This window comes from Bradyrhizobium sp., assembly GCF_052389815.1.
Taxonomy (GTDB): Bacteria; Pseudomonadota; Alphaproteobacteria; order Rhizobiales; family Xanthobacteraceae; genus Bradyrhizobium.
The window spans coordinates 1-24,653 of the sequence record NZ_JBQTHN010000178.1 but is presented as its reverse complement, the minus strand read 5'-3'; the positions used below and the strand labels follow the sequence as shown (position 1 = coordinate 24,653).

Annotated in this window: 22 protein-coding genes, 1 tRNA gene and 2 rRNA genes; 17 read left to right on the top strand and 8 right to left on the bottom strand. The window is 65.0% G+C overall.

The genetic code is table 11. The features are described from left to right. Positions 1-830: DinB/UmuC family translesion DNA polymerase (locus ACT4OC_RS25995; RefSeq protein WP_444841904.1), on the top strand; the 830-nt coding region annotated here is incomplete at its 5' end. 42 nt (positions 831-872) lie between these two features. Here ACT4OC_RS25995 and ACT4OC_RS25990 read toward each other — a convergent pair. Then, complete coding sequence (locus ACT4OC_RS25990) at positions 873-2,312, bottom strand: PAS domain S-box protein (protein ID WP_444841903.1); 1,440 nt, start codon at positions 2,310-2,312, stop codon at positions 873-875. A 310-nt stretch (positions 2,313-2,622) separates the two neighbouring features. Here ACT4OC_RS25990 and ACT4OC_RS25985 point away from each other — a divergent pair, with 310 nt between their 5' ends. Continuing rightward, entirely contained in the window at positions 2,623-3,327 is a 705-nt protein-coding gene (locus ACT4OC_RS25985; RefSeq protein ID WP_444841902.1) for a TetR/AcrR family transcriptional regulator, read from the top strand. A gap of 2 nt (positions 3,328-3,329) precedes the next feature. Beyond that, a complete protein-coding gene (locus ACT4OC_RS25980) occupies positions 3,330-4,571 on the top strand; it encodes an alpha/beta fold hydrolase (RefSeq protein WP_444841901.1) in 1,242 nt (413 codons plus the stop codon). Positions 4,572-4,732: 161 nt separating this feature from the next. On the opposite strand, the gene ACT4OC_RS25975 is transcribed toward ACT4OC_RS25980, so the two are convergent. Then, a tRNA-Met gene (locus ACT4OC_RS25975) sits at positions 4,733-4,809 on the bottom strand. Positions 4,810-5,127: 318 nt separating this feature from the next. Between ACT4OC_RS25975 and ACT4OC_RS25970 the strand changes: the two genes are divergently transcribed. Continuing rightward, positions 5,128-6,582 carry a coniferyl aldehyde dehydrogenase gene (locus ACT4OC_RS25970; RefSeq protein ID WP_444841900.1) on the top strand — a complete coding sequence of 485 codons (1,455 nt, stop codon included), beginning with the start codon at positions 5,128-5,130 and terminating at the stop codon, positions 6,580-6,582. Between the two features lie 125 nt (positions 6,583-6,707). Then, the gene (locus tag ACT4OC_RS25965) at positions 6,708-8,321 is read left to right on the top strand and encodes a GMC family oxidoreductase (RefSeq protein WP_444841899.1); all 1,614 of its coding nucleotides are present in this window, start codon (positions 6,708-6,710) and stop codon (positions 8,319-8,321) included. A gap of 156 nt (positions 8,322-8,477) precedes the next feature. Here ACT4OC_RS25965 and ACT4OC_RS25960 read toward each other — a convergent pair whose 3' ends face one another. Further along, positions 8,478-9,239: an SDR family NAD(P)-dependent oxidoreductase gene (locus ACT4OC_RS25960; protein WP_444841898.1), complete on the bottom strand. Its 762-nt coding sequence runs from the start codon at positions 9,237-9,239 to the stop codon at positions 8,478-8,480. Positions 9,240-9,348: 109 nt separating this feature from the next. Here ACT4OC_RS25960 and ACT4OC_RS25955 point away from each other — a divergent pair, with 109 nt between their 5' ends. The 6 genes from ACT4OC_RS25955 to ACT4OC_RS25930 all read left to right on the top strand — a co-directional run bounded on the left by ACT4OC_RS25955 (position 9,349) and on the right by ACT4OC_RS25930 (position 14,461). Further along, positions 9,349-9,864, top strand: a complete 516-nt coding sequence (locus ACT4OC_RS25955; RefSeq protein WP_444841897.1) for a CvpA family protein — start codon at positions 9,349-9,351, stop codon at positions 9,862-9,864. Between the two features lie 143 nt (positions 9,865-10,007). Next, the gene (locus ACT4OC_RS25950) at positions 10,008-10,790 is read left to right on the top strand and encodes an SDR family oxidoreductase (RefSeq protein ID WP_444841896.1); all 783 of its coding nucleotides are present in this window, start codon (positions 10,008-10,010) and stop codon (positions 10,788-10,790) included. A gap of 135 nt (positions 10,791-10,925) precedes the next feature. Beyond that, a complete protein-coding gene (locus tag ACT4OC_RS25945) occupies positions 10,926-11,771 on the top strand; it encodes an MBL fold metallo-hydrolase (protein WP_444841895.1) in 846 nt (281 codons plus the stop codon). 211 nt (positions 11,772-11,982) lie between these two features. Continuing rightward, positions 11,983-12,825, top strand: coding sequence for a fumarylacetoacetate hydrolase family protein (locus ACT4OC_RS25940; RefSeq protein WP_444841894.1), 843 nt, complete (start codon positions 11,983-11,985; stop codon positions 12,823-12,825). Positions 12,826-12,967: 142 nt separating this feature from the next. Beyond that, on the top strand, positions 12,968-13,579 hold the full coding sequence (locus ACT4OC_RS25935; protein WP_444841893.1) for a glutathione S-transferase family protein: 612 nt from the start codon (positions 12,968-12,970) through the stop codon (positions 13,577-13,579). Positions 13,580-13,591: 12 nt separating this feature from the next. Further along, positions 13,592-14,461, top strand: coding sequence for an MBL fold metallo-hydrolase (locus ACT4OC_RS25930; protein WP_444841892.1), 870 nt, complete (start codon positions 13,592-13,594; stop codon positions 14,459-14,461). 378 nt (positions 14,462-14,839) lie between these two features. On the opposite strand, the gene ACT4OC_RS25925 is transcribed toward ACT4OC_RS25930, so the two are convergent. Beyond that, entirely contained in the window at positions 14,840-15,382 is a 543-nt protein-coding gene (locus ACT4OC_RS25925; RefSeq protein WP_444841891.1) for a methylated-DNA--[protein]-cysteine S-methyltransferase, read from the bottom strand. A 210-nt stretch (positions 15,383-15,592) separates the two neighbouring features. Here ACT4OC_RS25925 and ACT4OC_RS25920 point away from each other — a divergent pair, with 210 nt between their 5' ends. Beyond that, positions 15,593-16,414 (top strand): alpha/beta fold hydrolase, encoded by an 822-nt coding sequence (locus ACT4OC_RS25920; protein ID WP_444841890.1) that lies wholly within the window; start codon positions 15,593-15,595, stop codon positions 16,412-16,414. A 300-nt stretch (positions 16,415-16,714) separates the two neighbouring features. Here ACT4OC_RS25920 and ACT4OC_RS25915 read toward each other — a convergent pair whose 3' ends face one another. After that, complete coding sequence (locus ACT4OC_RS25915; protein ID WP_444841906.1) at positions 16,715-17,170, bottom strand: carboxymuconolactone decarboxylase family protein; 456 nt, start codon at positions 17,168-17,170, stop codon at positions 16,715-16,717. A gap of 116 nt (positions 17,171-17,286) precedes the next feature. Between ACT4OC_RS25915 and ACT4OC_RS25910 the strand changes: the two genes are divergently transcribed. The 5 genes from ACT4OC_RS25910 to ACT4OC_RS25890 all read left to right on the top strand — a co-directional run bounded on the left by ACT4OC_RS25910 (position 17,287) and on the right by ACT4OC_RS25890 (position 22,678). After that, positions 17,287-18,141 carry a sigma-70 family RNA polymerase sigma factor gene (locus ACT4OC_RS25910; protein WP_444841889.1) on the top strand — a complete coding sequence of 285 codons (855 nt, stop codon included), beginning with the start codon at positions 17,287-17,289 and terminating at the stop codon, positions 18,139-18,141. A 124-nt stretch (positions 18,142-18,265) separates the two neighbouring features. After that, complete coding sequence (locus ACT4OC_RS25905) at positions 18,266-18,940, top strand: GntR family transcriptional regulator (protein ID WP_444841888.1); 675 nt, start codon at positions 18,266-18,268, stop codon at positions 18,938-18,940. A 121-nt stretch (positions 18,941-19,061) separates the two neighbouring features. Next, complete coding sequence (locus tag ACT4OC_RS25900) at positions 19,062-19,862, top strand: phytanoyl-CoA dioxygenase family protein (protein WP_444841905.1); 801 nt, start codon at positions 19,062-19,064, stop codon at positions 19,860-19,862. 131 nt (positions 19,863-19,993) lie between these two features. After that, positions 19,994-21,298: an NAD(P)H-dependent oxidoreductase gene (locus ACT4OC_RS25895; protein ID WP_444841887.1), complete on the top strand. Its 1,305-nt coding sequence runs from the start codon at positions 19,994-19,996 to the stop codon at positions 21,296-21,298. Between the two features lie 291 nt (positions 21,299-21,589). Continuing rightward, the gene (locus ACT4OC_RS25890; protein WP_444841886.1) at positions 21,590-22,678 is read left to right on the top strand and encodes a TRAP transporter substrate-binding protein; all 1,089 of its coding nucleotides are present in this window, start codon (positions 21,590-21,592) and stop codon (positions 22,676-22,678) included. 95 nt (positions 22,679-22,773) lie between these two features. On the opposite strand, the gene ACT4OC_RS25885 is transcribed toward ACT4OC_RS25890, so the two are convergent. From ACT4OC_RS25885 to ACT4OC_RS25875, 3 genes are all read right to left on the bottom strand, one after another. Continuing rightward, on the bottom strand, positions 22,774-23,388 hold the full coding sequence (locus tag ACT4OC_RS25885; protein WP_444841885.1) for a hypothetical protein: 615 nt from the start codon (positions 23,386-23,388) through the stop codon (positions 22,774-22,776). A 223-nt stretch (positions 23,389-23,611) separates the two neighbouring features. Next, positions 23,612-23,726 (bottom strand): 5S ribosomal RNA (gene rrf, locus ACT4OC_RS25880). A 179-nt stretch (positions 23,727-23,905) separates the two neighbouring features. After that, positions 23,906-24,653 (bottom strand): 23S ribosomal RNA (locus ACT4OC_RS25875); the annotation flags it as partial.

The window sequence follows — 24,653 nt, the reverse complement described above, 5'->3', positions numbered from 1 at the left end:
TGGCGCGCACCAAGCATCTGGCCAAGATCGCTTCGCAGGTCGCAAAACCCGATGGTCTCGTGGTGGTCGATCCAGACACTGAGCTCGACTTCCTGCACGATCTGCCGGTCGGGTTGATGTGGGGCGTCGGACCGGTGACGCGGACGCGGCTCGCCGCAATCGAGGTCCATACCATCGGGCAGCTGGCGCGCCTGCCGGGGCAGTCGCTCGAACGATTGCTCGGCCATGCCGCCGGAGACAAGCTGGCGGCGCTGGCCTGGAATCGCGATCCGCGGCAGATCAAGACGCATCGCCGCGCGCATTCGGCCGGCGCGCAGTCCGCGCTCGGCAGGAAGCCGGCGACGGAGAACGTGGTGCGGCCGGCGCTCTTGCATCTTGCCGACCGCATCGCCACCCGCTTGCGCGAAAGCGCGCGGCCGGGACGGACGGTGACGGCGCGCGTCCGCTTCGCCGATCTCAGATCGGTCAGCCGTTCCGTCACGCTCGACACACCGATCTCGGCGACGACCATACTCGCCGAGATCGCCGGGGAGCTGGTGCGCGGCGTGCTGTCGGAGCACCCGCAGGAGCGGTTCATCTCGCTGCTGGCGATATCCGTGTCGCATCTCGAAAGGTGCTGGGACCTTCAGCTCGACCTGCCGCTCGCCCTGCCCGATGAACGGCGCCGGCCCGGCACCAGGCGCGGCCTGGCGCGCTGGTCGGCCGACCGCGCCATCGACGCGATCCGCGACCGCTTCGGCTGGGAGGCGGTCGGATATGGGTCGGTTGCGCTGGGCCAGTCACGTTCAGTGCCCGACGCGTTTCGCGAGCTTGCGGAGAAGGAGCTGTGAGCGGAACGAGCCGCCGATGGCCGCAAACCGAACGGCGCTGCGCTATGCGAGCGCTTCCTTGCCGGCGGCCGGCAGGGTGAAGCGGAACGTCGTGCCGCCGCCCGGACGCGGGCAGGCTTCGATCTGCCCGCCATGCGCCTGTATGATGGTCTTCGAGATCGACAGGCCGACGCCCATCCCGTTCACCTTCGTCGTGGCGAATGGCTGAAACAGCTTCTGCGCCATGTCCTCCGATATGCCGGAGCCGGTGTCGTCGACATGGACCGCGACCATGCCGTCGCACGCCGGCTTGGTGCCGATCGCGAGCTCGCGCTCCCTCGACTGCTCCATCGCCTCGATCGCATTGCGTATCAGGTTGACCAGCACCTGCTGAACCTGGACCTTGTCCGCGAGCACGAGGTCGATCCGCGGATCCAGATCGAAGGACACCCGCACGCCCTTCTCCCTTGCGCCGAGCAGCGCCAGCGCCGCCGCTTCCTGGATGAGCCGGTTCACGCTCTCGATCCGCTTTTCGCTCTCGCCGTGGCTGACGAAATCGCGCAGCCGCCGGATGATCTGGCCGGCCCGCAGCGCCTGGGCGGCGGCGCGCTCCAGGGCGTCCTCGACCATCGGCAGGCGCCGGTCGCCGCCTTCCTTGAGCAGACGCCGCGAGCCCTTGAGATAATTGGCGACGGCCGCCAGCGGCTGGTTGACCTCGTGGGCGATGGTGGAGGCCATCTCGCCCATCTCGCTGAGGCGCGACATGTGAATGAGTTCCGACTGCAAGGCCTGCAGGCGCGATTCGGTTTCCTGCCGCTCGGTCAGGTCGCGGATGAATCCGGTGAAGAACCGCCGGCTGCCGGACCACATCTCGCCGACCGCCAGCTCGATCGGGAAGGTCGAGCCGTCCTTGCGCAGCCCGCGCACCACGCGGCCGGTGCCGAGGATGCGCCGTTCTCCGGTGTCGAGGTAGCGCTTGATGTAGCCGTCGTGCTCCCCCTCAAAGGGCGACGGCATCAGGAACTTGACGTTCCTTCCGATCGCCTCGCCGGCGGTGTGGCCGAACATCGTCTCGGCGGCGGAGCTGAACGACTGAATGGCCCCCCTCTCGTCAATGACGATCATGGCTTCGGGGACGGTGTCGAGAATGGAACGCAGATGAGCTTCGCGCATCGTGGCGCGTTGCCCCGCCCGCCGCAGCCGCTCCCCGATCCATGTCGCGCCGAGTCCGATCAGCGCGAAGACCGAGGCGTTGAGAAGTTCGGGCCAGCCGATCTGGCCAAAACGCGCGAGAAAGAAGACCAGCGGAAGGCTCAAGGCTGTGGCGAAGACACCGGGACCAAGTCCGCCGAATCCCGCCGCAAGCAATACCGCGGGCACGAAAAAGAGGTAAGGCGCCCGATCCTCGAGGACTGGAACGAGCACGTATCGGGCGCCGAAGGCCACGAGGACGCCTGCCAATGCAATGGCATACAGAAGGGCAGCGCCGCGTCCAGCACCCAAGGGCCCGTTCCCTGCTGCGCCCCTCAATTGCATCTAGGCACCTCCCGCAAGGCTATTGCTCCTGTCCCGTTCGAGACCTTTTCCATCGGCGCACGCCGAGGCGGCGGCCGACCTTGTCGTCCACCGCCATCACCCTGGTTCACAACGCGTACAGGATGCCCGGCCCGACCTTATTGTGGCAGATCAAAGTGCGGTCGGGAGACAGGGATGGCCCGTCTTCGCGGATCCAGAAAGCCCCAGGACTGCTTGACACCGGGAACGAGCCACCATATTAATAACTTACTGGTCATTTATTAATTGGCGAGCGAGGATGCCGACACGACGGGGCGAGCGGCAAAGAAGGCCGCGCTGGAGGCGGCGGGCCGATGCCAGGCCGGAGGAGCTGCTGCACGCCGCGCTGGAGGTGTTTGGCGAGCGCGGCTTCGCGGGCGCCAGGCTCGAGGACGTGGCCCAGCGCGCCGGGGTTACCAAGGGAACGATCTATCTCTATTTCGACTCCAAGGAGACGCTCTTTCGCGAGGTCGTGCGGGCGGGCGTCGGCGCCGCAGCCGCCTCGGGCGAGCGCTTTGTCCGCGAGTACCAGGGCCCCACGCACGAGCTGCTTGCCGCGTTCATACGGCGCTTCTGGGAGACGATGCGAGACCCGGGCAACGCTCACTTGGCGCGGCTGGCCTCATCCGAACTCGGCAACTTTCCCGATCTGTTGCGCACGTACATGGACGAGGTGGTGCTGCGCACGCGCCGCACCATCTCGGCAATCGTCGAACGCGGGGTGGCGCAGGGCGAGTTCCGCGCAGTCTCGCCCGTTCTCACTGGCCGCATGATCCAAGCGCTTTGCGTCCATCTAGCTCAAGCGCAGGCCTATATCGGCGCCTTCGACAAGCACGCGGCGAACGACAAGCTAGTCGCTGATGCCATTGTCGATCTGGTCATGCACGGCGTCCTCGCGACACCGACGGCCGACACGCAGCCTCAAGCAAAGACCCGCCCAACCCCACACGGAAGGAGATCCTGACGATGCATCCCGTGCCCTTGATTCCGGCGCTGAAGCGTCTTCGAGTGGGGATCGCCATCGCAACTTGCACGGCGGCGAGCCTCCTTACTGCTCCCGAGCCGGCCCTGGCCCAGGCGATCATGGACAACGGGCGCCTCGTTGTTCCCGAGCGGCGCACACTGCAGTGGGCCGCGGTCGAGGGCAATCGCGAGCTCATCGAGAGCACCTACGCACGCATCAGCCGGCTCACCGGCAACACGCCGGGCTCCTGGACCTACGAATGGATGCAGGTGGCCTCACATTTCGAGGCACAGGGCGACGCCACCGCGCGCCGCGGCGATGCCGTCCGCGCACGCAGCGCGTATCTCAAGGCATCTCTCTACTACGCGCTGGGGTACTTTCCCGACAACGCGTCGCCGGAGCAGCAGGCGTCCTACGCCAAGCATCTTGCGACCTACGTTAGCGCCAGCCGCTTCTTCGACCACAAAATGGAGGTGCTTTCGTTCCCCTTCGAGCACTCGCGCATCGTGGTGCATCTTCATGTACCGCCAGGCGCCGCCAAGGCACCGATCGTACTGTGGAACGGCGGCGTCGACTGGTGGAAGGCCGGCTATCATGCACTGATCGAGATGCTGATCAGGCGCGGCATCGCTGTTGCGGCCTTCGATCTGCCCGGCACCGGCGAGAGCGCTGCGTGGACAGCGGGGCTCGACCAGGGGAAACTGCATCGCCACGTGCTAGATCGCCTGGAGCAGAGCGGCCGCTTCGACTTCGATCGCGTCGGCATGGTGGGCGTCAGCTTCGGCGGCCACTACGCGGTGCGCGTGGCCGCGACCGAGCCGCGCGTGAAGGCGGCCGTCAATTTCTGCGGGCCGATCCAGCGGGTATTCAATGCGCCCGCAGGCGTCCTGTCGCGGGTCATGGCCTCACCAGAGGGCGCCACGCTGCGCGCGGCCGCCCGCGCAAGGGGACTGGCCCCCGGCCAGGACCAAGCCGCGGGTGCGGAGCGTTTTGATCTCGTCCGCCTCGGACTGGTGGGCGAGGGCCATCGCATCGACATTCCCATCCTTTCCGTCAATGGCGGGCGCGACCCCTTCGCTCCGGTCGAGGACATGGAGCTGGTCTTGCGCTCGGCCCCCAAAGGCGAGCTTTGGCGACTTGGCACCTCCGGCCATTGCGCCGTGGAGTATGGCGCCGTGGTGTGGCCGCAGGTCTTCGATTGGCTGGAGGAGAAGCTGAGCCTTGCGTCCCAGCAGAAGAAGTAGAGGGCGCAATCCGAGATGCCGGGTTTTGACCAGTGCGTCCGCACGGTCTTGAGCGAGGCTTGCGGCGAGAGCTCCCCGGGGCAGCCGAGGGGTTTCGCCGTCGAGGCCAGGTGCAGAACGGATCAAGCCTGGAATCGCACCGGCAGCGAGTCCGACATAGTTGGTTGCGGGGACAGGATTTGAACCTGTGACCTTCAGGTTATGAGCCTGACGAGCTACCGGGCTGCTCCACCCCGCGTCACCTATTTCCGCTTCTCCGGAGGACCGGAAGCGAAACCGCCCGGGCGCGCGAGGCGCCGATCGGTCGTTTCCAGCGGCTTCCTGAGAAGGCGACCCGGGCGAACGCCAACGGGTGCGGGGCGTATGTATCAATGCCCGCCCCCCTTGGGAAGGCCTAAAGCGCGCGTTTTGAGGATTTTGTGACAGGTAAAATGCCTGTTTTCCTTCGAAAAATCGGCTTGTGGAACCGCTCTTGCCAGATCAGGCGCAAAAGCGGAGGTTTGCCGGCAAAAGCAGTCTGTCATTCCGTGGCGCGACCGCAGGGAGCGAACCCGGAATGGCAACGGGAAGGATCGCCGTGGACCAGCCCTTGAAGAGCCCGGGCGTGCGCGCCCTCGAAGACGCCTTCCATCGCCTGGTCGAGCTGTCGCGCGGCGAGGCGCCGCCGCCGCTGGCGCTGCGGCTCGACCGCCTGAAGCGGCTCAAGGCGGTGGTCGCGGCGAACGAGCGGCGGTTCGAGCAGGCGATCTCGGCCGATTTCGGCCACCGCAGCGCCATCGAGACCGCGGTCGCCGAAACCATGTTCGTGCTGACCGAGATCGGACACGCCGCCAAGCACCTGAAGAAGTGGATGGCACCGCAGCGCATCCCCACCGCGCTGCAGTTCGCGCCCGCCAGCAACCGCTTGATGCCGCAGCCGCTCGGCGTGGTCGGCATCATCGCGCCCTGGAACTACCCGCTGCAGCTGACGCTGGCGCCAGCGGTGGCGGCGATCACGGCTGGCAACCGCGCGATGATCAAGCCGAGCGAGCTGGTGCCGCGCTTCTCCGCGCTGCTGGCCGAGACGATCGCGCAGAAATTCGAAGCCAGCGAGATCGTCGTCACCGGCATCGACGAGGAGATCGCGCGCGCCTTTACTACCCTCCCCTTCGATCACCTGATCTTCACCGGCTCGACGCGGGTGGGACGGCTCGTCGCGGAAGCCGCCGGCCGCAACCTGACGCCGGTGACGCTCGAGCTCGGCGGCAAGTCGCCCGCGATCGTCGATGCTTCCGCCGATCTCGACACCGCCGCGCAGCGCATCGCCTATGGCAAGCTGCTCAACGCGGGACAGACCTGCATCGCGCCCGATTACGTCATGGTGCCGGAGGCCGCGGTCGACGATTTTGCCGGCCGGCTGCACCGCCACATGCAGAAGATGTACGGCACCGACCCCGACAATGCCGACTACACCTCCATCGTCTCGGACCGCCACTACGCGCGGCTGGAAGCGCTGGTGACGGACGCCACCGACAAGGGCGCGACCATATTGCAACCGTCCTCGCCCACCGATCCCGGCTGGAAGGGCCGGCGCAAGTTTCCGCCGACCGTGATCGCGGGTGCGACACCCGACATGACCGTGATGCAGGAGGAGATTTTCGGGCCGCTGCTGCCGGTGTTCGGCTATCGCAACGCCGGCGAGCCGATCGCCTATGTCAACGCGCACGACCGGCCGCTGGCGCTGTACTGGTTCGGCAGCGACAATGCCGCGCGCGACGAGGTGCTGGCACGCACCGTCTCCGGCGGCGTCACCGTCAACGACTGCCTGTTTCATGTCGCGCAGATCAACCAGCCGTTCAGCGGCGTCGGCCCCTCCGGCACCGGCGCCTATCACGGCGAATGGGGATTCCGGTCGCTGAGCAAGCTGAAGCCGGTGTTCTACCGCTCGCGGTTCAACCGTCTCGCCGACCTCTATCCGCCCTACGGGACGAAGATCGCGCGGCTGATGAAGGTGATGAGGTTGTTGTCGTAGTTTCGAACACCGCCGTCATTGCGAGCGAAGCGAAGCAATCCATACCTCAACAAGCAGTGAAATGGATTGCTTCGTCGCTTCGCTCCTCGCAATGACGGAGAACAAAGAGACAGGGGGAAACGCGCGTGAGTGATACATTCGATTTCGTGGTGGTAGGCGCCGGCTCCGGTGGCTGTGCGGTGGCGGGCAGGCTGTCGGAGGATGCGGCAACGTCGGTGGCGCTGCTCGATGCCGGCGGGCCGAACACCAACTGGGTGGTGACGACGCCCGGCGCGATCATCCTGATGCTCTCGGGCAAGCTCAACAACTGGGCGTTCGATACCGTGCCGCAGAAGGGGCTGAACGGCCGCATCGGCTATCAGCCGCGCGGCAAGGGGCTCGGCGGCTCCAGCGCCATCAATGCGATGGTCTATATCCGCGGCCATCGCGCCGACTACGACCACTGGGCTTCGCTCGGCAACACCGGCTGGAGCTATGCCGACGTGCTGCCCTACTTCAAGCGCTCGGAGAACAATGCCGAGCTCGACGGCGAATATCACGGCCAAGATGGTCCGCTGCGCGTCTCCGGACTGCGCTCGGACAATCCGGTCAAGGAGATGTTCCTGCAGGGCGCGCGCGAGGCGCAATTCCGCATCCGCGACGACTTCAACGGCGCCGAGCAGGAAGGCTTGGGCATCTACCAGGTGACGCAGCACAATGGCGAGCGCTGGAGCGCGGCGCGCGGCTACATCCATCCGCACATGGCGGGCCGGGCGAATTTGCGCGTGGAAACGCTGGCGCATGCGACCCGCATCATCTTCGAGGGCAAGCGCGCCGTCGGCGTCGAATATGTGCAGGGCAAGGACAAGGCGAAGAAAGTGATCCGCGCCCGGCGCGAGGTGATCCTTGCCGCCGGCGCCTTCCAGTCGCCGCAGCTGCTGCAACTGTCCGGCGTCGGCGACGCCGCCGCGCTCGGCAAGCACGGCATTGCCAGCGTGCACCACCTGCCGGGCGTCGGGCAGAACTTGCAGGACCATCCCGACTTCGTGTTCGGCTACGCCTCGGACGCGCCCTATTTCTCCGGCCTGTCGTGGAGCGGCATCGGACGTATCATCAAGGGCATCGGACAGTACCGGCGCGAGCGGCGCGGGCCGATGACCTCCAACGTCGCCGAGTGCGGCGGCTTCCTGAAAACCAGGCCCGATCTCGACCTGCCCGACATCCAGCTGCATTTCTGCATGGCCATGGTGGAAGACCACGGCCGCAAGCCGCGCTGGGGCACCGGCTTCTCATGTCACGTCTGCCTGCTCCGCCCGGCGAGCCGCGGCAGCGTGTATCTGAACAGCGCCGATCCGCTTGCCGCACCCGCGATCGATCCGAATTTCTTCGGCGAGGAGCGCGACGTCGAGGCCATGGTGGCCGGGTTCAAGCTGACCAAGCGCCTGCTCGACACGCCCGCGCTACGCGGCTTGCAGAATCAGGACCTGTTCACATCGGACGTCAAGACCGACGACGACATCCGCGCCATCCTGCGCGCGCGTTCCGATACGGTCTATCACCCCGTCGGCACCTGCAAGATGGGCGTTGGCGATGCGATGGCCGTGGTCGATCCGAAGCTGAAAGTGCACGGCCTCGAAGGCCTGCGCGTGGTCGACGCCTCGATCATGCCGACCCTGATCGGCGGCAACACCAACGCGCCGACCATCATGATCGGCGAGAAGGCGGCGGATATGATAAGAGCGGAGATGCGGGCGAGCTGACGCCACGAAAAGACTGTCGTCCCGTCGAAAAGCCGGGACCCATAACCACAGGACGGGGTGGTTAAAGCGAGCTGGAGCTCCAGCTCGTCAAGACAACGGGCAACGGTGGTTGTGGGTCCCGGCTCGCGCTTCGCTTGGCCGGGACGACACATGTTTTCAATTCAACAAGAACCCGCCATCTACCGTCACCACGCTTCCCGTCATGTAGCGCGAGGCATTTGACGCCAGCAGCAGGATGGCGCCGTCGAGATCGGACTCCGCGCCGACGCGGCGTTGCGGGATTCGCTTGATCAGCCGCTCGCCTGATGGCGTCGACCAGAACTCGTGGTTCATCTCGGTATCGATATAGCCGGGCGCCAGCGCATTGACGCGGATGCGGTTAGCCGCGAGCTCGAGCGCCATCGCTTTCGTGCCCTGGATCATGCCGGCCTTGGAGATCGCGTAAGGCGAGACCGCCTTCAACACGCCGGTGCCAAGCACGGAGGCGATGTTGACGATGTTGCCGCCCTGCTTGCGCGCGATCATGCGCCGCGAAAGTTCAGTCGCGAGGAAATAAGCGCCCTTGAGGTTGGAGTTGATCACGGCATCCCAATCATCCTCAGTCTGCTCGGTCGCGAGCTTCTCGATGGCGATGCCGGCGTTGTTGATCAGCACCGTGACCGGACCGAACGCGGCTTCGGCGGCGTCGAGGCCCTTGCCGATCGCGGCCATGTCGGTAACGTCCATCTGCACCGCTGCCGCGCGGCCGCCCTTTACCTTGATCTCGTCTTCCAGGCTCTTCAGCTTGGCGGCTTGCCGCGCCGCCAGCACGACGGCCGCCCCACGCGCCGAAAGCAACCGCGCAAATTGCCGCCCCAGCCCCTGGCTGGCGCCGGTGATGAGGATGATTTCACGGCTGACGTCGAACGGATCGGACATGGCTTGCTTCCCGGAACAAAACTCGTCGCATTGATACAGACGATTTTAACGATCGCAAACCCGGTTCCTTGACGAAGCTGCGGCATGAAGGGCGCGCGGGGTGTTTCGCATGAACAGTTTTGACATTGCCGTCTGTCTCGGATTGATCATTGCCGTCGTCACGGGTTTCAACACGGGCCTGCTGCGCAGCGCGATCACCATCCTGGCCTATCCGATCGCGATGCCGATCGCCCTGTGGATCGTGTCAGCGATTTCCCCTCGACTGGATGCCGGGCCGGCCTCGCCGCTGTCGCAGGGCTGGGTGTTCTTCTTCGGCATCTTCCTGATCGCCGGCATGGCGCTGGGCAAATTGGCGCGCATGGCGCTTGACGAAACCATCGGCAGCGAGGCCGGCATCGCCGATCGCCTCGGCGGCGCGACGCTCGGCGCGATCCGCGTCGGTCTGGTCGCGACGAGCCTTGTTCTGATTTTCGACCAACTGCTGCCGGCAAATCGTCAACCGGCCTTCCTGAACGGTTCGCAGCTCCGACCGTTGTTCTCCGCAGCGGGCGCCATGGGCGTCAGGTCGCTGCCGCCCGACGTCGCGGCGACCATCGATCGCTTGAAGAAAGAGCAGCGCATCTAGGCGGGGTTCGCCACGACATACCCGTCGTCCCCGTCATGCATTTCTGCTGCACGGCGCACCCTTATCACGGCTATCGAGGTTGGCTAAGGTGCCGCCGCATCGTTACCTTCCAAAATCACCCGACATAACAGGGAGCGAAACCAGTGGATCTAGGGATCAAAGGCCGCCGCGCCATCGTCTGCGCCTCCAGCAAGGGACTTGGCCGCGCCTGCGCCATTGCGCTCGCCAATGAAGGCGTGCATGTCACGCTGACGGCGCGCGGCGCCGAGGCGCTGAAGGCAACCGCCGACGAAATCAGGAAGATGAGTCCCGGCGTCACCGTCACCGAAATCGCCGGCGACATCACGGCGCCGGCAGGCCGCGAGGCCGTGCTGAAGGCCTGCCCCGATCCGGACATCCTGGTCAACAATGCCGGCGGCCCGCCGCCCGGCGATTTCCGCAACTGGACGCGCGACGACTGGATCAAGGCGATCGACGCCAACATGCTCACCCCGATCGAGCTGATCAAGGCGACAGTGGACGGCATGATGGCGCGCAAGTTCGGCCGCATCGTCAACATCACCTCGGCCGCGGTGAAGGCGCCGATCGAAATTCTGGGTCTGTCCAACGGCGCGCGCGCCGGCCTCACCGGCTTCATCGCGGGGCTCTCGCGCAAGACCGTGATCAACAACGTCACCATCAACGCCCTGCTGCCCGGACCGTTCGTCACCGACCGGCTGCGCAACACGGCGAAAGTCGAAGCCGAAAAGCGCGGCGTCACGCCGGACGAATTGCTGGCGGAACGCGCCAAGCAGAACCCGGCCGGCCGCTTCGGCGATCCCGAGGAATTCGGCCTTGCCTGCGCGTTCCTCTGCGGCGCCAAGTCCGGCTTCATCACCGGGCAAAACATCCTGCTCGACGGCGGCGCCTTCCCGGGAACGCTGTGAGGGCGGTCCGGTACGAGTGCACGTGACCGGCGACGGAGGTTCTCACCCGTGGTGAGATGCGGAACGCCGGTCACGGGGTGACAGCGGGAAAACCCGCGTGCTTTGCCATCAACAGGAAACGCAGGGGAGCGCCGGATGCAATGGCAGGTGGGCAAGGTCAAGATAACAAAGGTCGTGGAGCTCGAGACCGTCGGCAGCACGCGCTTCATCCTGCCGCTCGCCAGCAACGAAGAGATCCGGAAGCTGCCCTGGCTGATCCCGCACTTCGCCAATGAAGAGGGCCGGCTGAAGATGTCGATCCATTCGCTGCTGCTGGAAACGCCGGGCCGGCGCATCATCGTCGACACCGGCCTCGGCAACGACAAGCAGGGCCGCAACGTGCCGACCTGGAACAACCGCAAGGAGCCTTTCCTGGAGAGGCTGACCGCGGCGGACTTTCCGCCCGACAGCATCGACACCGTGCTGTGCACGCATCTGCATGTCGATCATGTCGGCTGGAACACCCGTCTCGTCGGCGGCAAATGGGTGCCGACCTTCGCGAAGGCGCGCTATGTGTTCGGCAAAACCGAGTTCGAGCACTGGCGCGATCATCGCGAGGAGCCTTCTCAAGCGGCGGTCTTCAACGACTCCGTGCAGCCGATTGCGGACGCCGGCAGGATGGAGCTGGTCGCCGGCGACGCCAGGCTGACAGAGGAGATCACGCTGATCCCGACGCCCGGCCACAGCCCGGGCCACATGAGCATTCACATCCAGTCTGAGGGCGAGGAAGGCCTGCTCACGGGGGACGTCGCCCACCACCCCTGCCAGATGGCGCATCTCGACTGGTCCTCGACGGCTGATTCCGATCCCCGGCAGTCGGCCGAGACAAGGCGAGCGCTGTTCTCGCGCTTCGCCGACCAGCCGATCGTGGTGATCGGCGGTCATTTCAACGGCGGCCATATCAGGCGCGAAGGCGACGCGTTCAGGTTTATTGCGCTCTAACTCCTCCTGGTGAGGAGCGCGTCTTCGCGCGTCTCGAACCATGAGGCCCCGATCCCGATGCGGCCATCCTTCGAGACGCCCGCCTTCAGCGGGCTCCTCAGGATAAGGGCAGTGCTGCGTTGCGGCAGCCGCGGGCCATGGGAGTTGCAATCCCGCCCGCGCTGTTCCAATAAGCCTGCAAGTAACAAAACCCTCAAGGGAGTGCTGAAAAATGAAGCTCGTTCGTTACGGGGCCAAGGGTGCGGAGAAGCCCGGGCTGATCGACAAATCCGGCCAGCTCCGCGATCTCTCGGCCCATGTGAAGGACCTGGATGGCGCGGCCTACGCGCCGGAGTCGCTGAAGAAGCTCGCAGCGATCGATCCGGCCTCCCTGCCCGCCGTGTCCGGCAATCCCCGTTTCGGCGCCCCCGTCACCGGCATCTCCAAGTTCGTCGCCATCGGCCTCAACTATGTCGACCATGCCAAGGAGACCGGCTCGCCGATCCCGTCCGAACCAATCTTCTTCATCAAGGCCAACACCGCGCTGTCCGGCCCGAACGATCCGGTCGAGAAGCCGCGCGGCTCGACCAAGCTCGACTGGGAAGTCGAGATCGCCGCCATCATCGGCACCCGCGCCAAGTACGTCTCGGAGGCCGACGCGCTCAACCACATCGCCGGCTATTGCTGCTGCAACGACGTCTCCGAGCGCAATTTCCAGATCGAGCGCCTCGGCCAGTGGACCAAGGGCAAGTCGCACGACACCTTCGGCCCGATCGGCCCGTGGGTCGCGACCAGGGACGAGATCGCCGACGTGCAGAAGCTGTCGATGTGGCTCGACGTCAACGGAAAACGCCGGCAGACCGGATCGACCTCGACCATGATCTTCTCCATGGCCAAGTGCATCTCCTATGTTTCGCAATTCATGACGCTGCTGCCCGGCGACATCGTCACCACGGGCACGCCGCCCGGCGTCGGCACCGGCATGAAGCCGCCGCAGTTCCTCAACGTCGGCGACGTCGTGACGCTCGGCATCGAGGGCCTCGGCGAGCAGCGCCAGGAGATCGTCGCGGCGTAAGGGGCGTCGCTCCCCGTGCACCCAATGCGTCATGGCCGGGCTTGACCCGGCCATCCACGTCTTGGGGCCGCGCTAGGAAAGACGTGGATGCCCGGGTCAAGCCCGGGCATGACGAAGAATAATCCTCTGAGGAAACGCCCCCATGAAACTCACCTTCTCCCCCGCCTCGCCCTTTGCCCGCAAGGTGCGCATCGCCGCGATCGAGCTCGGGCTGATCGACAAGATCGAGTTGATCCCCGCCACCGTCGCGCCGGGGCAGGCCAATGAGGAATACTCGAAGATCACGCCGCTGAAGAAGCTGCCGGTGCTGATCACCAATGACGGCGACGTCATTCTCGACTCCTACGTCATCGTCGAATATCTCGACGAGATCGGCGGCGGCGCGCTGATCCCCGGCTATGGCCGCAAGCGCTGGCAGGCCAAGACCGATCACTCGCTGCTCGACGGCATGCTCGATTCCATGCTGCTGTGCCGCTACGAGAGAATAACCCGGCCGCAAGGGCTGCAGTGGCAGGCGTGGAGCGACGACCACTGGAACAGGGCCTGGACCGGCATGGCGCGGTTCGAGAGCCGCGACGACGTATTGTCCGGCCCGCTCGACATCGTGCAGATCGGCCTTGTCTGCGTGCTCGGCTATGCCGATTTCCGCTTCGCCGATTGCGGCTGGCGCAAGGCCTATCCCAAGCTCGACAAATTCCACCAGAAAATGCTGGAGCGGCCGTCAGTGAAGATCTCGGTGCCGCCGCCTGCCTAAAGGAAGAGCTGCATGAGTCTCACCTTCACAGCCGGCGACATCACCATCCATCGCATCGTCGAGCAGGAGACGGGCTTCCTGCCCGCGCTGGATTTTCTGCCCTCGCTGACACCGGAAGTTCTGGCCGAGAACCGCGCCTGGATGCAGGCCGCCAAGGCGTTGGACGCGCAGGACGTGCTGATCCTGTGCATCCAATCCTATCTGGTAAAGACGCCGCATCACACCATCCTGATCGACAGCTGCATCGGCAACGACAAGCCGCGCCCGCGGTTTCCGAACTGGAACATGAAGACGGACGACACCTACATGCGGGCGCTTGCGGCCGCGGGCGTCTCGGTCGGCGACATCGACTATGTGATGTGCACCCACTTGCACGCCGATCACGTCGGCTGGAACACGCGGCTGGAGAACGGCCGCTGGGTACCGACCTTTCCCAAGGCGCGCTACCTGTTCGGCAAGACCGAGTTCGATTACTGGACCGGCATGCACGCCAAGACGCCCTCGCCGACGATTGAGGACAGCGTGATGCCTATCGTCGAAGCGAAGCGTCACGAGATCGTCGGCGACAGTCATGCGATCGGCGATCACATCCGCATCCTGCCGACGCCCGGCCACACCCCCGGCCATGTCGCCTTCACGCTCGGCCGGGACAGGGACGAGGCGGTATTCTCCGGCGATCTCATGCATTCGCCCATCCAGGCGCGCTATCCCGAAATGTCGATGATGTCGGACGTCGACCAGGCTGCCGCAGCGAAGACGCGGCGCAGCTTCCTGGAGCGCTATTGCGACACCGACACGCTTTGCTGCACCGCGCATTTCCCCTCACCGTCGGTGGGAAAGATCCGGCGCAAGGGCGATGGGTTTGCCTGCGAGGCGGTGTAGCTCTTCGCCTCTCCCCGCCTGCGGCAGGGCTATCGCATATGCGCTTGGCGGCCGCGAGTGTCCTCGGCCTCCATGGTTCGAGACGCGCCGCGAGCGGCGCTCCTCACCATGAGGGTCTAAGATCTCGCCGCGAAAAAAGCCTCATCCTTGAGGAGCCCGCCAAGGCGGGCGTCTCGAAGGATGGGCCGCAAAGGCACAGCCCGTCGCGTTCTCTTTCATATGCGATAGCCCTGCCGCCTGCGGGGAGAGGCCGGATCGCATCGAGAGATGCGATCCGGGTGAGGGGAGTCTCCGCATACTCGCAGAATCGAATTCGCGGAGAGAGCCCCTCACCCTACCCTCTCCCCGCGAAGAGCGGGGAGAGGGCGGAGAAGCACCTCAATCAAACAAACTCGGCGTGTGGTTCACGGCCGCGCCTTCGATTGCCAGCATCTTCAGTTTCGTCACCACGCCGCCATTCGCCGAGAAGCCGCCGGGCTTATTGCCGGCTGCGAGCACGCGGTGGCAGGGCACGACGATCGGGCACGGGTTGCGGCCGAGCGCCTGGCCGACGTCGCGCGACAGCTCCACGCCGCCGAGCTGCCTGGCGATGTCGCCGTAAGTCAGGGTCTGGCCCGGCGGAATTTTCCGGGCGATATCGTAGACGCCGCGGTTGAACTCCGGCACGCCGTCGAGATCGAGGACGATCTCGGCGAGGTCGTTCGGCTTGCCTGCGAGCAGCTCCGTCATCTCGCCGATCGCGCGCTTCACCTCGGTCGGCGGATCGCCCTCCCTGACATCTTCGTTGCGCTGGCGGATGCGCTTGCGGGTCTTGTCCTCGCTGCCCATCGGCAGCTGCACGCCTGATATGCCGCGCTCGCCCCAGATCACGCCGCAGGCGCCGATCGGGGTATCGAAAATCGCAAAATGCTGGCCGGTCATGGCTCGCTCCTTCCATGCTTTCTGCCCGTAGCAACTGGCCCAAATCTAGGCTTGGAGATTGTTGCTATCCACCCGAATCCCGCGCGACGGCCGGGGCATCAACAAGCCGTGTCGTCGGCGAAAACCAGCCCCGCGCGAACGTTTATGGGCTGAGAGGCGGTTCCATGAAATGATGGCCATCCCTCCTCCGCGTGCCCCAGCGAGCCACTCATGCAAACCCTGCGCGTCAACGGATACGACATGGCCTATATCGACGTAGGCCAGGGTCGGACCGGAGCGCCGCCGCTCGTCTGCGTGCATGGCTCGCTGTGCGATTTCCGCATCTGGTCGGCGGTTCTGGGACCGCTGACCGCGAAGCACCGCGTGATCGCGGTGAGCCTGCGGCATTTCTTCCCCGACCATTGGGACGGCGTCGGCGACACCTATTCGATCGCGCAGCATGTCGACGATGTCGTCGCCTTCATCGAACAGATCGAGCCGCGGCCGGTCGATCTGATGGGGCATTCGCGCGGCGGACATATCTGCTTCCGCGTCGCGCAGCGGCGGCCCGACCTGCTACGCAGGCTGATCCTGGCCGAGCCGGGCGGCGAGCTCGACGGCACGCTCGATCCGAACTACAAGCCCGGCACCTCGCCGCTCGCGTCGCGGATCGCAGCCTCCGCCGAAGTCATCGCCAAAGGCGACATCGACGGCGGCTTGCAGATTTTTCTCGACGCGCTGGAAGGGCCCGGGGCATGGAAACGCCTGCCGGCAGCACCGAAGCAGCAGTTGCGCGACAACGCAACGACGCTGATCGGCCAGATGCGTGACCGGCGCCCGCCGTTCTCCAGGGCGGACGCCGAGGCAATCGTGACGCCGACCTTGTTCATCGGCGGCGCCAACACCAGGGGAACGCTGCCGCTGGTGCTGCGCGCACTCGCGGCGCATGTGAAGGGCTCGCGCACCGAGATGATCGCGGGCGCGACGCATCCGATGTTCGAACAGCAGCCGCAGAGATATTGCGAGATCGTGCTGGATTTTCTGGAGGCTTGAGGGCGATGCAGAGCTTTTCCGTCCACGGCTACGACATGGCATATGTCGAAGTCGGCCAAGGCAGGCCGACGGCGCCGCCGCTGGTGCTGGTGCATTTCTGGCGGGGTAGCTTTCTTCCCTTCTCCCCTTGTGGGAGAAGGTGGCCATAGGCGGCCTGCGGCCGCCGTTCCTGAGAACGCCGATGCTTTGCATCGGCTATGCGAAGTCCGCGACGTACCCGCGGAGTCAAACCCCTCACCCCGCTTCGCTTCGCGAAGCGACCCTCTCCCACAAGGGGAGAGGGTACACCGCGCCTGCCGCTCACACCTTCCATGCGCCGACGGGCTGGCGCACGGCCGCATTCAGGCGGTTCCAGACGTTGATGGTGGCAATCGCAAGGATCAGCGAGGCAAGCTCGGCCTCGTCGAAATGCTTGACCGCCTCCTCCCAGATTGCGTCCGGCACCGCATCGCTGCGGTCGGCAAGACGGGTCAACGATTCCGTCAGCGCAAATGCGGCGCGCTCGCGGTCGGTGAAGTAAGGCGCGTCGTGCCAGGCTGCGACCGCAAACAGGCGCTCGTCGGTCTCTCCTGCCCGCTTGGCGAGCTTCGGGTGCATGTCGACGCAGACGCTGCAGCCGTTGATCTGGCTCGCCCTGAGATGCACGAGCTCGAGCAGCTTTTCCGGCAGGCCCTGCTTGGTCAGCTCGCCGAGCGCCTGAATGTTCTTCATGGCCTCGGGAACGATCATCACGGGGTGTTTCATGCGGGCTTGCAACATATCGATCTCCATCTTTGGTTCCGAACTTTGACGTTCCCGCGCCGTTCTGCTGTCACACGGCGGAGGTTTCGCTCGTCATGGAATTGACGGAATGCGTTCGGGGAATGTGACCGATGGACGAGAAAAACTTTCTGGCCGGGCAATTCGAGGCAAATCGCGCGCATTTGCGCAAAGTGGCCTACCGGATGCTGGGCTCGGTGGGCGAGGTCGACGATGCCGTGCAGGAGGCGTGGCTGCGGCTGTCCCGTTCGGACGCCGCGGCGGTCGGGAATCTGCGGGGCTGGCTCACCACGGTCGTCGCACGGATCTGCCTCGACATGCTGCGGTCGCGGAAATCGCGCCGCGAGGAGCCGATGGGGCCGCATGTGCCGGAACCGGCGACGGACAATGCCCATGAGCGCGAGACGGAATTGGCCGACAATGTCGGTACGGCGCTATTGGTGGTGCTGGAGACACTGACGCCGGCGGAACGGCTCGCCTTCGTGCTGCACGACATGTTCGCCGTGCCGTTCGAGGAGATTGCGCCGATCGTCGATCGCACGCCGGCCGCGGCGCGCCAGCTTGCCAGCCGCGCACGGCGGCGGGTGCAGGGCGCCCCTGCCCCGGATGCGGAGCTCAGTCACAAGCGCCGGATCGTCGACGCTTTCCTCAAGGCGTCACGCGAGAGCGATTTCGAGGGGCTGCTCGCAGTGCTCGATCCCGACGTGGTGGTGCGTGCCGACACCGCCGCACAGCGGCTGGGCTCGCTGCCGGAAATCCGCGGCGCACGGGCCGTCGCCGAAGCGTTCAAGGGCCGCGCGCAGTCCGCCCGGTCCGCGCTGGTCGACGGCGAACTGGGGGTCGCGGTTATCCTGGGCGGCGCACTGCGTATCGCATTGCGGGTCTCCCTTGCCGGCGACCGCATCGCCGCAATCGAGGCGGTCGCGGATGCGGACAAGCTGGCGAAGATCGATCTTGAGGTATTTTAGTAGAGGCGACCCCTGTCCGGGGGGCGAAGGGTATCCCGCTGCCCCGCGGAAGCCCCTTGACGGCTTCTTGGGGGGTGGCGTAGCTTCGAATACGGAATTCCGTATTCCAAATGGACAGCCAGCCATGATCCCGCTCGATCCGCTTCCCAACCTGATCGACCAGGTCTACGCGCGGATTCTCGAGGCGATCATCGACCGCTCCCTGCTGCCGGGCCAGCGCATCCGCCAAAACGAACTTGCCGACCGCCTGGGCGTGTCACGCCAGCCCGTCTCGCATGCGCTGCATCTGCTGCACCGGCAGGGCCTCGTCGCCGAGAGCGGCCGCCGCGGCTTCGAGGTGATCCGGCTCGATCCCGAGCGCATCCGCCAGCTCTATGAGGTCCGCGGCGCCATCGACGCACTGGCGGCGAAGCTTGCCGCAGCGCGCAGCAAGGCCGACGCGAGCGGCCGGGCGCGGCTCGAGGCGGCGATCGAGGCCGGCCGTTCCATCCGCGGCAACACGCCGCTCAGCGAGCTGATCGCGCGCGACGTCGAATTCCACCGCGCGATCTACGCGCTGTCGGGCAATCCCGCCATCGAGGAAATGATCGCGCCGCACTGGCCGCATATGCGCCGCTCGATGGCGGCCGTGCTCGCCGAGCTCGACTACCGCGACAGCGCCTGGAGCGAGCACGAGAGCATCGCCGCGCATGTACTGTCGGGCAATGCCAGGGCGGCGGAAGCCGCCGCGCTCGCGCATGCGCTCGGCGCGGGACGGATGATGGAGGAGAGGCTGAGGGGAGCAGAGCAAGCTGCATGAGAGCGTCGTGCCCGGGCTTGTCCCGGGCATCCACGCCTTCCTGCGCAGAGCCAAAGACGTGGATGGCCGGGTCAAGCCCGGCCATGATGAAGTGAAGAAGAACATAAAGGGAGAGGAAAACATGAGACTGACGCCGCAGCAGATCGAATTTTTCAACCGCGAAGGCTGGCTGTTCCTGCCCGAGCTGTTCTCGCAGGAAGAGGTCGATTTTCTCGCCCGCGAGGCCGTGAGCATCTACGACGCCAACCGGCCCGAGGTGTGGCGCGAGAAGAGCGGTGCGCCGCGCACCGCCTTTGCCGCGCATCTCTACAACGAGGCCTTCGGCGTTCTCGGCAGGCATCCGCGCATGATCGAGCCGATCGAGCAGCTGTTCGGCGAGAAGGTGTACATGCACCAGTTCAAGATCAACGCCAAGGCCGCGTTCACCGGCGACGTCTGGCAGTGGCACCAGGATTACGGCACCTGGAAGCGCGACGACGGCATGCCGCAGCCGCGCGCGATGAACATCGCGATCTTCCTCGACGAGGTGATGCCGATCAACGGGCCCCTGATGCTGGTGCCGAAGAGCCAGCATGCCGGGGACCTGAAGGCATCGCATGACCTTCAGACCACCTCCTATCCGCTGTGGACGCTGGACGAGGAGACCGTGACGCGGCTGGTCAAGGAAGGCGGCATCGTAGCTCCCACCGGCAAGGCCGGCGGCATGCTGATGTTCCACGGCAATCTGGTGCACGGTTCGAGCGGCAACATCACGCCCTACCCGCGCAAGATCGTGTACCTGACGCTGAACGCGTGCTCCAACTACATCCGCACGCCAACCAGGCCGGACTACATCGCCCACCGCGATTTCACGCCGATCGAGACGGCGGAGGACGACGCGCTGCTGCGGCTCGCACGCGCGCCGCGGCAGGCGGCGGAGTAATTCCTTGACAGTCGTTCCGGGGCGCGCGAAGCGCGAACTATGATGCGCACTTGCGCATCTGAGAACCTCGAGATTCCGGGTTCGGCGCTGACGCGCCGCCCCGGAATGACGTTTCTTGATTGGATCGCTCAATGAATCTCTCCCGTCTCCTCGATATCAGACGCGCGGCCGGCAAACCCGTCCGCGTCGCGCTGATCGGCGCCGGCAAATTCGGCTCGATGTTCCTGTCGCAGGTGCCGCATACGCCCGGGCTCGAGGTGCCCGTGATCGTCGATCTCGATCCGCAGCGTGCGAAAGACGCCTGCCGCACCGTCGGCTGGGACGATGCGCGGATCGCGGCGACGAATTTCGTCACCGACGGCATCAAGGCGATGTCAGGCGATGTCGAGGTGGTGGTCGAGGCAACCGGCAATCCTGCCGTCGGCATCAAGCACGCCCGCGCGGCGATTGCGGCGGGCAGGCATATCGTCATGGTCAATGTCGAGGCCGACGTGCTGGCGGGCCCGCTGCTTGCGGAGGAAGCCCGCAAGGCCGGCGTGGTCTATTCGCTCGCCTATGGCGACCAGCCGGCGCTCACGGCGGAAATGGTGGACTGGGCGCGCGCCACCGGATTCCGCGTCGTCGCCGCCGGCAAGGGCACCAAATACCTGCCGGCCTATCATGACGTGACGCCCGATGGCGTATGGCAGCATTACGGACTGACGGCGGGCCAGGCGCAATCGGCCGGCATGAATCCGCAGATGTTCAACTCGTTCCTCGACGGCACCAAGTCGGCCATCGAAATGGCGGCGATTGCCAATGCCACGGGGCTTGACGTGCCCACCGGCGGCCTCTCGTTTCCGCCCTGCGGCGTCGACGACCTGCCGCATGTGATGCGGCCGCGCGAGCTTGGCGGCGTGCTGGAGAAATCGGGGGTGGTGGAAGTGGTGTCGTCGCTGGAGCGCGACGGCCGGCCGGTATTTCGCGATTTGCGCTGGGGCGTTTATGTCGTGCTGGAGGCGCCGAACGATTATGCCGCCGACTGCTTCAGGCAGTATGGGCTGAAGACCGATGCCGGCGGTCGCTATGCGGCGATGTACAAGCCCTATCACCTGATCGGGCTGGAGCTGAACATCTCGATCCTGTCGGCGGCGCTGCGCAAGGAGCCGACCGGCCAGCCGCACGGCTTTCGCGGCGACGTCGCCGCCGTCGCCAAGAAGGCCTTGCGCGCCGGCGAGACGCTCGACGGCGAAGGCGGCTACACCGTGTGGGGCAAGCTGATGCCGGCGCGGGCGAGCCTGAAGGCGGGCGCGCTGCCGATCGGCCTTGCCCATCGGGTCAAGCTGAAGAACGACGTCGGCCATGGCGCTGTCGTGCGCTGGAGCGACGTCGAGTTCGATGCGAGCAACGAGACGGTGAAGACGCGCAAGGCCATGGAAGCTGCGTTCGCGCGCTAGCGCCTCCTTGCGGCTTTGTTGCAAGACATCGCCGCCAGCGTGTTTCTTCGCACCTGCGAGCCCGGTGGGCAGCGTGCCCTTCCCATGCACTTGATTCCCGGAGGCCGATTGGCCATCCTGCGCGCCGTCTGGAACTGCAGCAAGTTCGGATTTTCGCGAAGCCTCAGCATAGGGGTGCGAAGAGCCAGGTTTCAGATCAACAAGAAAATGCCAGACCACCGGCGACGCAACAAGGCGACAGCAAGATCGCAGCCAATGTCGGGGTTATCGGCAATACATAAGAGGAAACGCATGAAACGTCGTGATTTCTTGAAGGTGACCGGCGCCGGTGTGGCCGCGAGCGCAGTCGCTGCGCCCGCGATCGCACAATCGAACCCGGAAGTGAAATGGCGCCTGGCCGCGAGCTGGCCGAAGGCGCTCGATACGCTCTATGGCGGTTGCGAATTCTTCTGCAAGCGCGTCGCCGACATCACCGACAACAAGTTCCAGATCCAGCCGTTCGCCGCCGGCGAAATCGTGCCCGGCCTGCAGGTGCTCGACGCCGTCTCCAACGGCACCGTCGAGATGGGCAACACGGCGCTGTACTACTACTGGGGCAAGAATCCCGCCTTCACCTTCGGCACGTCGCTGCCGTTCGGCCTCAACACCCGCCAGCACATTTCCTGGCTGCGCTTCGGCGGCGGCATGGACATGCTCAACGACCTCCTGAAGGAATACAAGGCCGTCGGCCTGCCGACCGGCTCGACCGGCGCGCAGATGGGCGGCTGGTTCAGGAAGGAGATGAAGAACATCGACGACTTCAAGGGCCTGAAATTCCGCGTCGGCGGTTTTGCCGGCACCATCATCGCCAAGGTCGGCGGCGTGCCGCAGCAGATCGCAGCCGGCGACATTTATCCGGCGCTGGAAAAGGGCACCATCGACGCCGCCGAGTGGGTCGGCCCCTATGACGACGAAAAGCTCGGCTTCGTGAAGGTCGCCAAGTACTACTACTATCCGGGCTGGTGGGAAGGCACCGGCCAGGGCCACAACGTCATGAACCTGGAGAAGTGGAACGCGCTGCCGAAGCACTACCAGGCGGCGATCGAGACGGCCTCCTACGACACCTTCAACTGGGTCACCGGCAAGTACGACTTCGTCAACCCGGCCGCACTGAAGCGCCTCCTGGTGGCCGGCGCGATTCTGCGTCCGTTCCCGCAGGACGTGCTGGAGGCCTGCTACAAGGCGGCCAACGAGATCTATGCCGATCTCGCCAAGACCAACCCGCACTTCAGGAAGATGTACGAGAGCCTGACCGCGTTCCGCAGCGAATCGCTGGCCTGGATGCAGGTCGCCGAGCTCGGCTACGACAGCTTCATGATGCGCATGCGCGCCAAGACCTGACGCGGCGCGCATATTGCGAATATGAAGAAGCCCCGGAGATCGCTCTCCGGGGCTTCCTGCTTTTGATCCGCCGATCGATTGGTTTTCGGGAGTAGCTATTCCTGGTCGTCGCCGAAGGCCTCGCTGAGCTTGTCGTAGTGTTTGAGGACGATGTCGATATTGCCCTTGTTCTGCACCGCCGGCTGCTTCTGCTTCAGCGCCGCGTTGAGGTCGGCGAGCGCTTCTTTCTTGTCCTTGGCCGGCATCTTCTTGTCGGCCGTAACCTGGGCGATCTGCGCCTTGATCACGGCTTCCACGCCGACATATTTCTTGCTCGCGGGATCGATGCCGCCGAGCACGAGGCTGATGTTGTCGACCACGGTCGAGTAGTCGGGATAGTCGGAAAAGCCGTATTTCCTGGCGACCTCGTCGAGCCTGGCGTCGATCTTGGGATCCGGCGGCGCGTTGTCGGGGATGTTGGCAGTAACCGCGTCCATGTCCTTCTGCGCCGCGAGGACACTCTCGATCTGCTTGTCGGTCAGCGCGATCTGCTTCAGCTCCGGCTGCTGTGCTGCCTGCGGCGGCGCGGCCTGGGCGGGCGCGGGCGCCTGCTTCTGCGGCGGCGCCGGCTGCTGCTGCTTGGCCTGTGCGAAGGCATCGCCGTGCGAGGCGACAGCGATCGCGACGGCAAGGCCGAGCGTTGCGGCGAGGGGACGAACGAAGTCGCGCATGACGGGCTCCTCGGTAGGACGCAAGGCTCGGCGTTCGATGCAAGAGGTACGGGCCTCGAAATGAATGGCCCATGAACCCGAGGAGATCCTGCAAACGAATGACGGCGCCAATCGGGGCGGCGACATCACAATGCAGTCAGCACAAACAGAACCGCCGCCTCCCGATGGAGGCGGCGTTTCTGTATTCGTGACACGTAAAGAGGAAGTTCCTTGTACTTGGCAGGCCTGGCAGCGACCTACTCTCCCAGGGCTTGAGCCATAGTACCATTGGCGCTGAGGAGTTTAACGGCCGAGTTCGGGATGGGATCGGGTTCATGCTCCTCGCTAGAACCACCAGGCCGGCGAAGCACAAGGAAAACGAAGCAAGCTATCGAGCGCGGTGCGCTCGGGCGAATGGGGAGTGGCGAATAGCGAATAGAACTTACTCTATTCGCCACTCACTAGTCGCTATTCGCGCAGGTCACATATTTTCAATTTAGTCACGGGCCTTGCGGCCCCATGGACACTGAAAATGAGAGCAATCAAGCCGATCGAACGATTAGTACCGGTAAGCTTCATGCATTACTGCACTTCCACACCCGGCCTATCAACGTGGTCGTCTTCCACGGTTCTCAAGGGAATGCTCGTTTTGAGGTGGGTTTCCCGCTTAGATGCTTTCAGCGGTTATCCCGTCCGTACATAGCTATGCAGCACTGCCGCTGGCGCGACAACTGCTCCACCAGAGGTACGTTCACCCCGGTCCTCTCGTACTAGGGGCAAATCCTCTCAACATTCCAACACCCACGGCAGATAGGGACCGAACTGTCTCACGACGTTCTGAACCCAGCTCACGTACCACTTTAATCGGCGAACAGCCGAACCCTTGGGACCTTCTCCAGCCCCAGGATGTGATGAGCCGACATCGAGGTGCCAAACAACTCCGTCGATATGGACTCTTGGGAGTTATCAGCCTGTTATCCCCGGCGTACCTTTTATCCGTTGAGCGATGGCCCATCCACGCGGGACCACCGGATCACTATGACCGACTTTCGTCTCTGCTCGACTTGTTAGTCTCGCAGTCAGGCAGGCTTATGCCATTATACTCGACGAACGATTTCCGACCGTTCTGAGCCTACCTTCGCACGCCTCCGTTACTCTTTGGGAGGCGACCGCCCCAGTCAAACTGCCCACCATGCACTGTCCCGGCTCCGGATGACGGAGCGCGGTTAGACATCCATGACGATAAGGGTGGTATTTCAAGGGTGGCTCCACGCGAGCTGGCGCCC

Coding starts and splice junctions, on each gene's coding strand:
- ACT4OC_RS25920 (WP_444841890.1), top strand. CDS start 15,593: ATGCAAACCCTGCGCGTCAACGGATACGACATGGCCTATATCGACGTA.
- ACT4OC_RS25940 (WP_444841894.1), top strand. CDS start 11,983: ATGAAGCTCGTTCGTTACGGGGCCAAGGGTGCGGAGAAGCCCGGGCTG.
- ACT4OC_RS25970 (WP_444841900.1), top strand. CDS start 5,128: ATGGCAACGGGAAGGATCGCCGTGGACCAGCCCTTGAAGAGCCCGGGC.
- ACT4OC_RS25935 (WP_444841893.1), top strand. CDS start 12,968: ATGAAACTCACCTTCTCCCCCGCCTCGCCCTTTGCCCGCAAGGTGCGC.
- ACT4OC_RS25900 (WP_444841905.1), top strand. CDS start 19,062: ATGAGACTGACGCCGCAGCAGATCGAATTTTTCAACCGCGAAGGCTGG.
- ACT4OC_RS25890 (WP_444841886.1), top strand. CDS start 21,590: ATGAAACGTCGTGATTTCTTGAAGGTGACCGGCGCCGGTGTGGCCGCG.
- ACT4OC_RS25895 (WP_444841887.1), top strand. CDS start 19,994: ATGAATCTCTCCCGTCTCCTCGATATCAGACGCGCGGCCGGCAAACCC.
- ACT4OC_RS25905 (WP_444841888.1), top strand. CDS start 18,266: ATGATCCCGCTCGATCCGCTTCCCAACCTGATCGACCAGGTCTACGCG.
- ACT4OC_RS25985 (WP_444841902.1), top strand. CDS start 2,623: ATGCCGACACGACGGGGCGAGCGGCAAAGAAGGCCGCGCTGGAGGCGG.
- ACT4OC_RS25980 (WP_444841901.1), top strand. CDS start 3,330: ATGCATCCCGTGCCCTTGATTCCGGCGCTGAAGCGTCTTCGAGTGGGG.
- ACT4OC_RS25925 (WP_444841891.1), bottom strand. CDS start 15,382: ATGACCGGCCAGCATTTTGCGATTTTCGATACCCCGATCGGCGCCTGC.
- ACT4OC_RS25960 (WP_444841898.1), bottom strand. CDS start 9,239: ATGTCCGATCCGTTCGACGTCAGCCGTGAAATCATCCTCATCACCGGC.
- ACT4OC_RS25945 (WP_444841895.1), top strand. CDS start 10,926: ATGCAATGGCAGGTGGGCAAGGTCAAGATAACAAAGGTCGTGGAGCTC.
- ACT4OC_RS25885 (WP_444841885.1), bottom strand. CDS start 23,388: ATGCGCGACTTCGTTCGTCCCCTCGCCGCAACGCTCGGCCTTGCCGTC.
- ACT4OC_RS25930 (WP_444841892.1), top strand. CDS start 13,592: ATGAGTCTCACCTTCACAGCCGGCGACATCACCATCCATCGCATCGTC.
- ACT4OC_RS25955 (WP_444841897.1), top strand. CDS start 9,349: ATGAACAGTTTTGACATTGCCGTCTGTCTCGGATTGATCATTGCCGTC.
- ACT4OC_RS25910 (WP_444841889.1), top strand. CDS start 17,287: ATGGACGAGAAAAACTTTCTGGCCGGGCAATTCGAGGCAAATCGCGCG.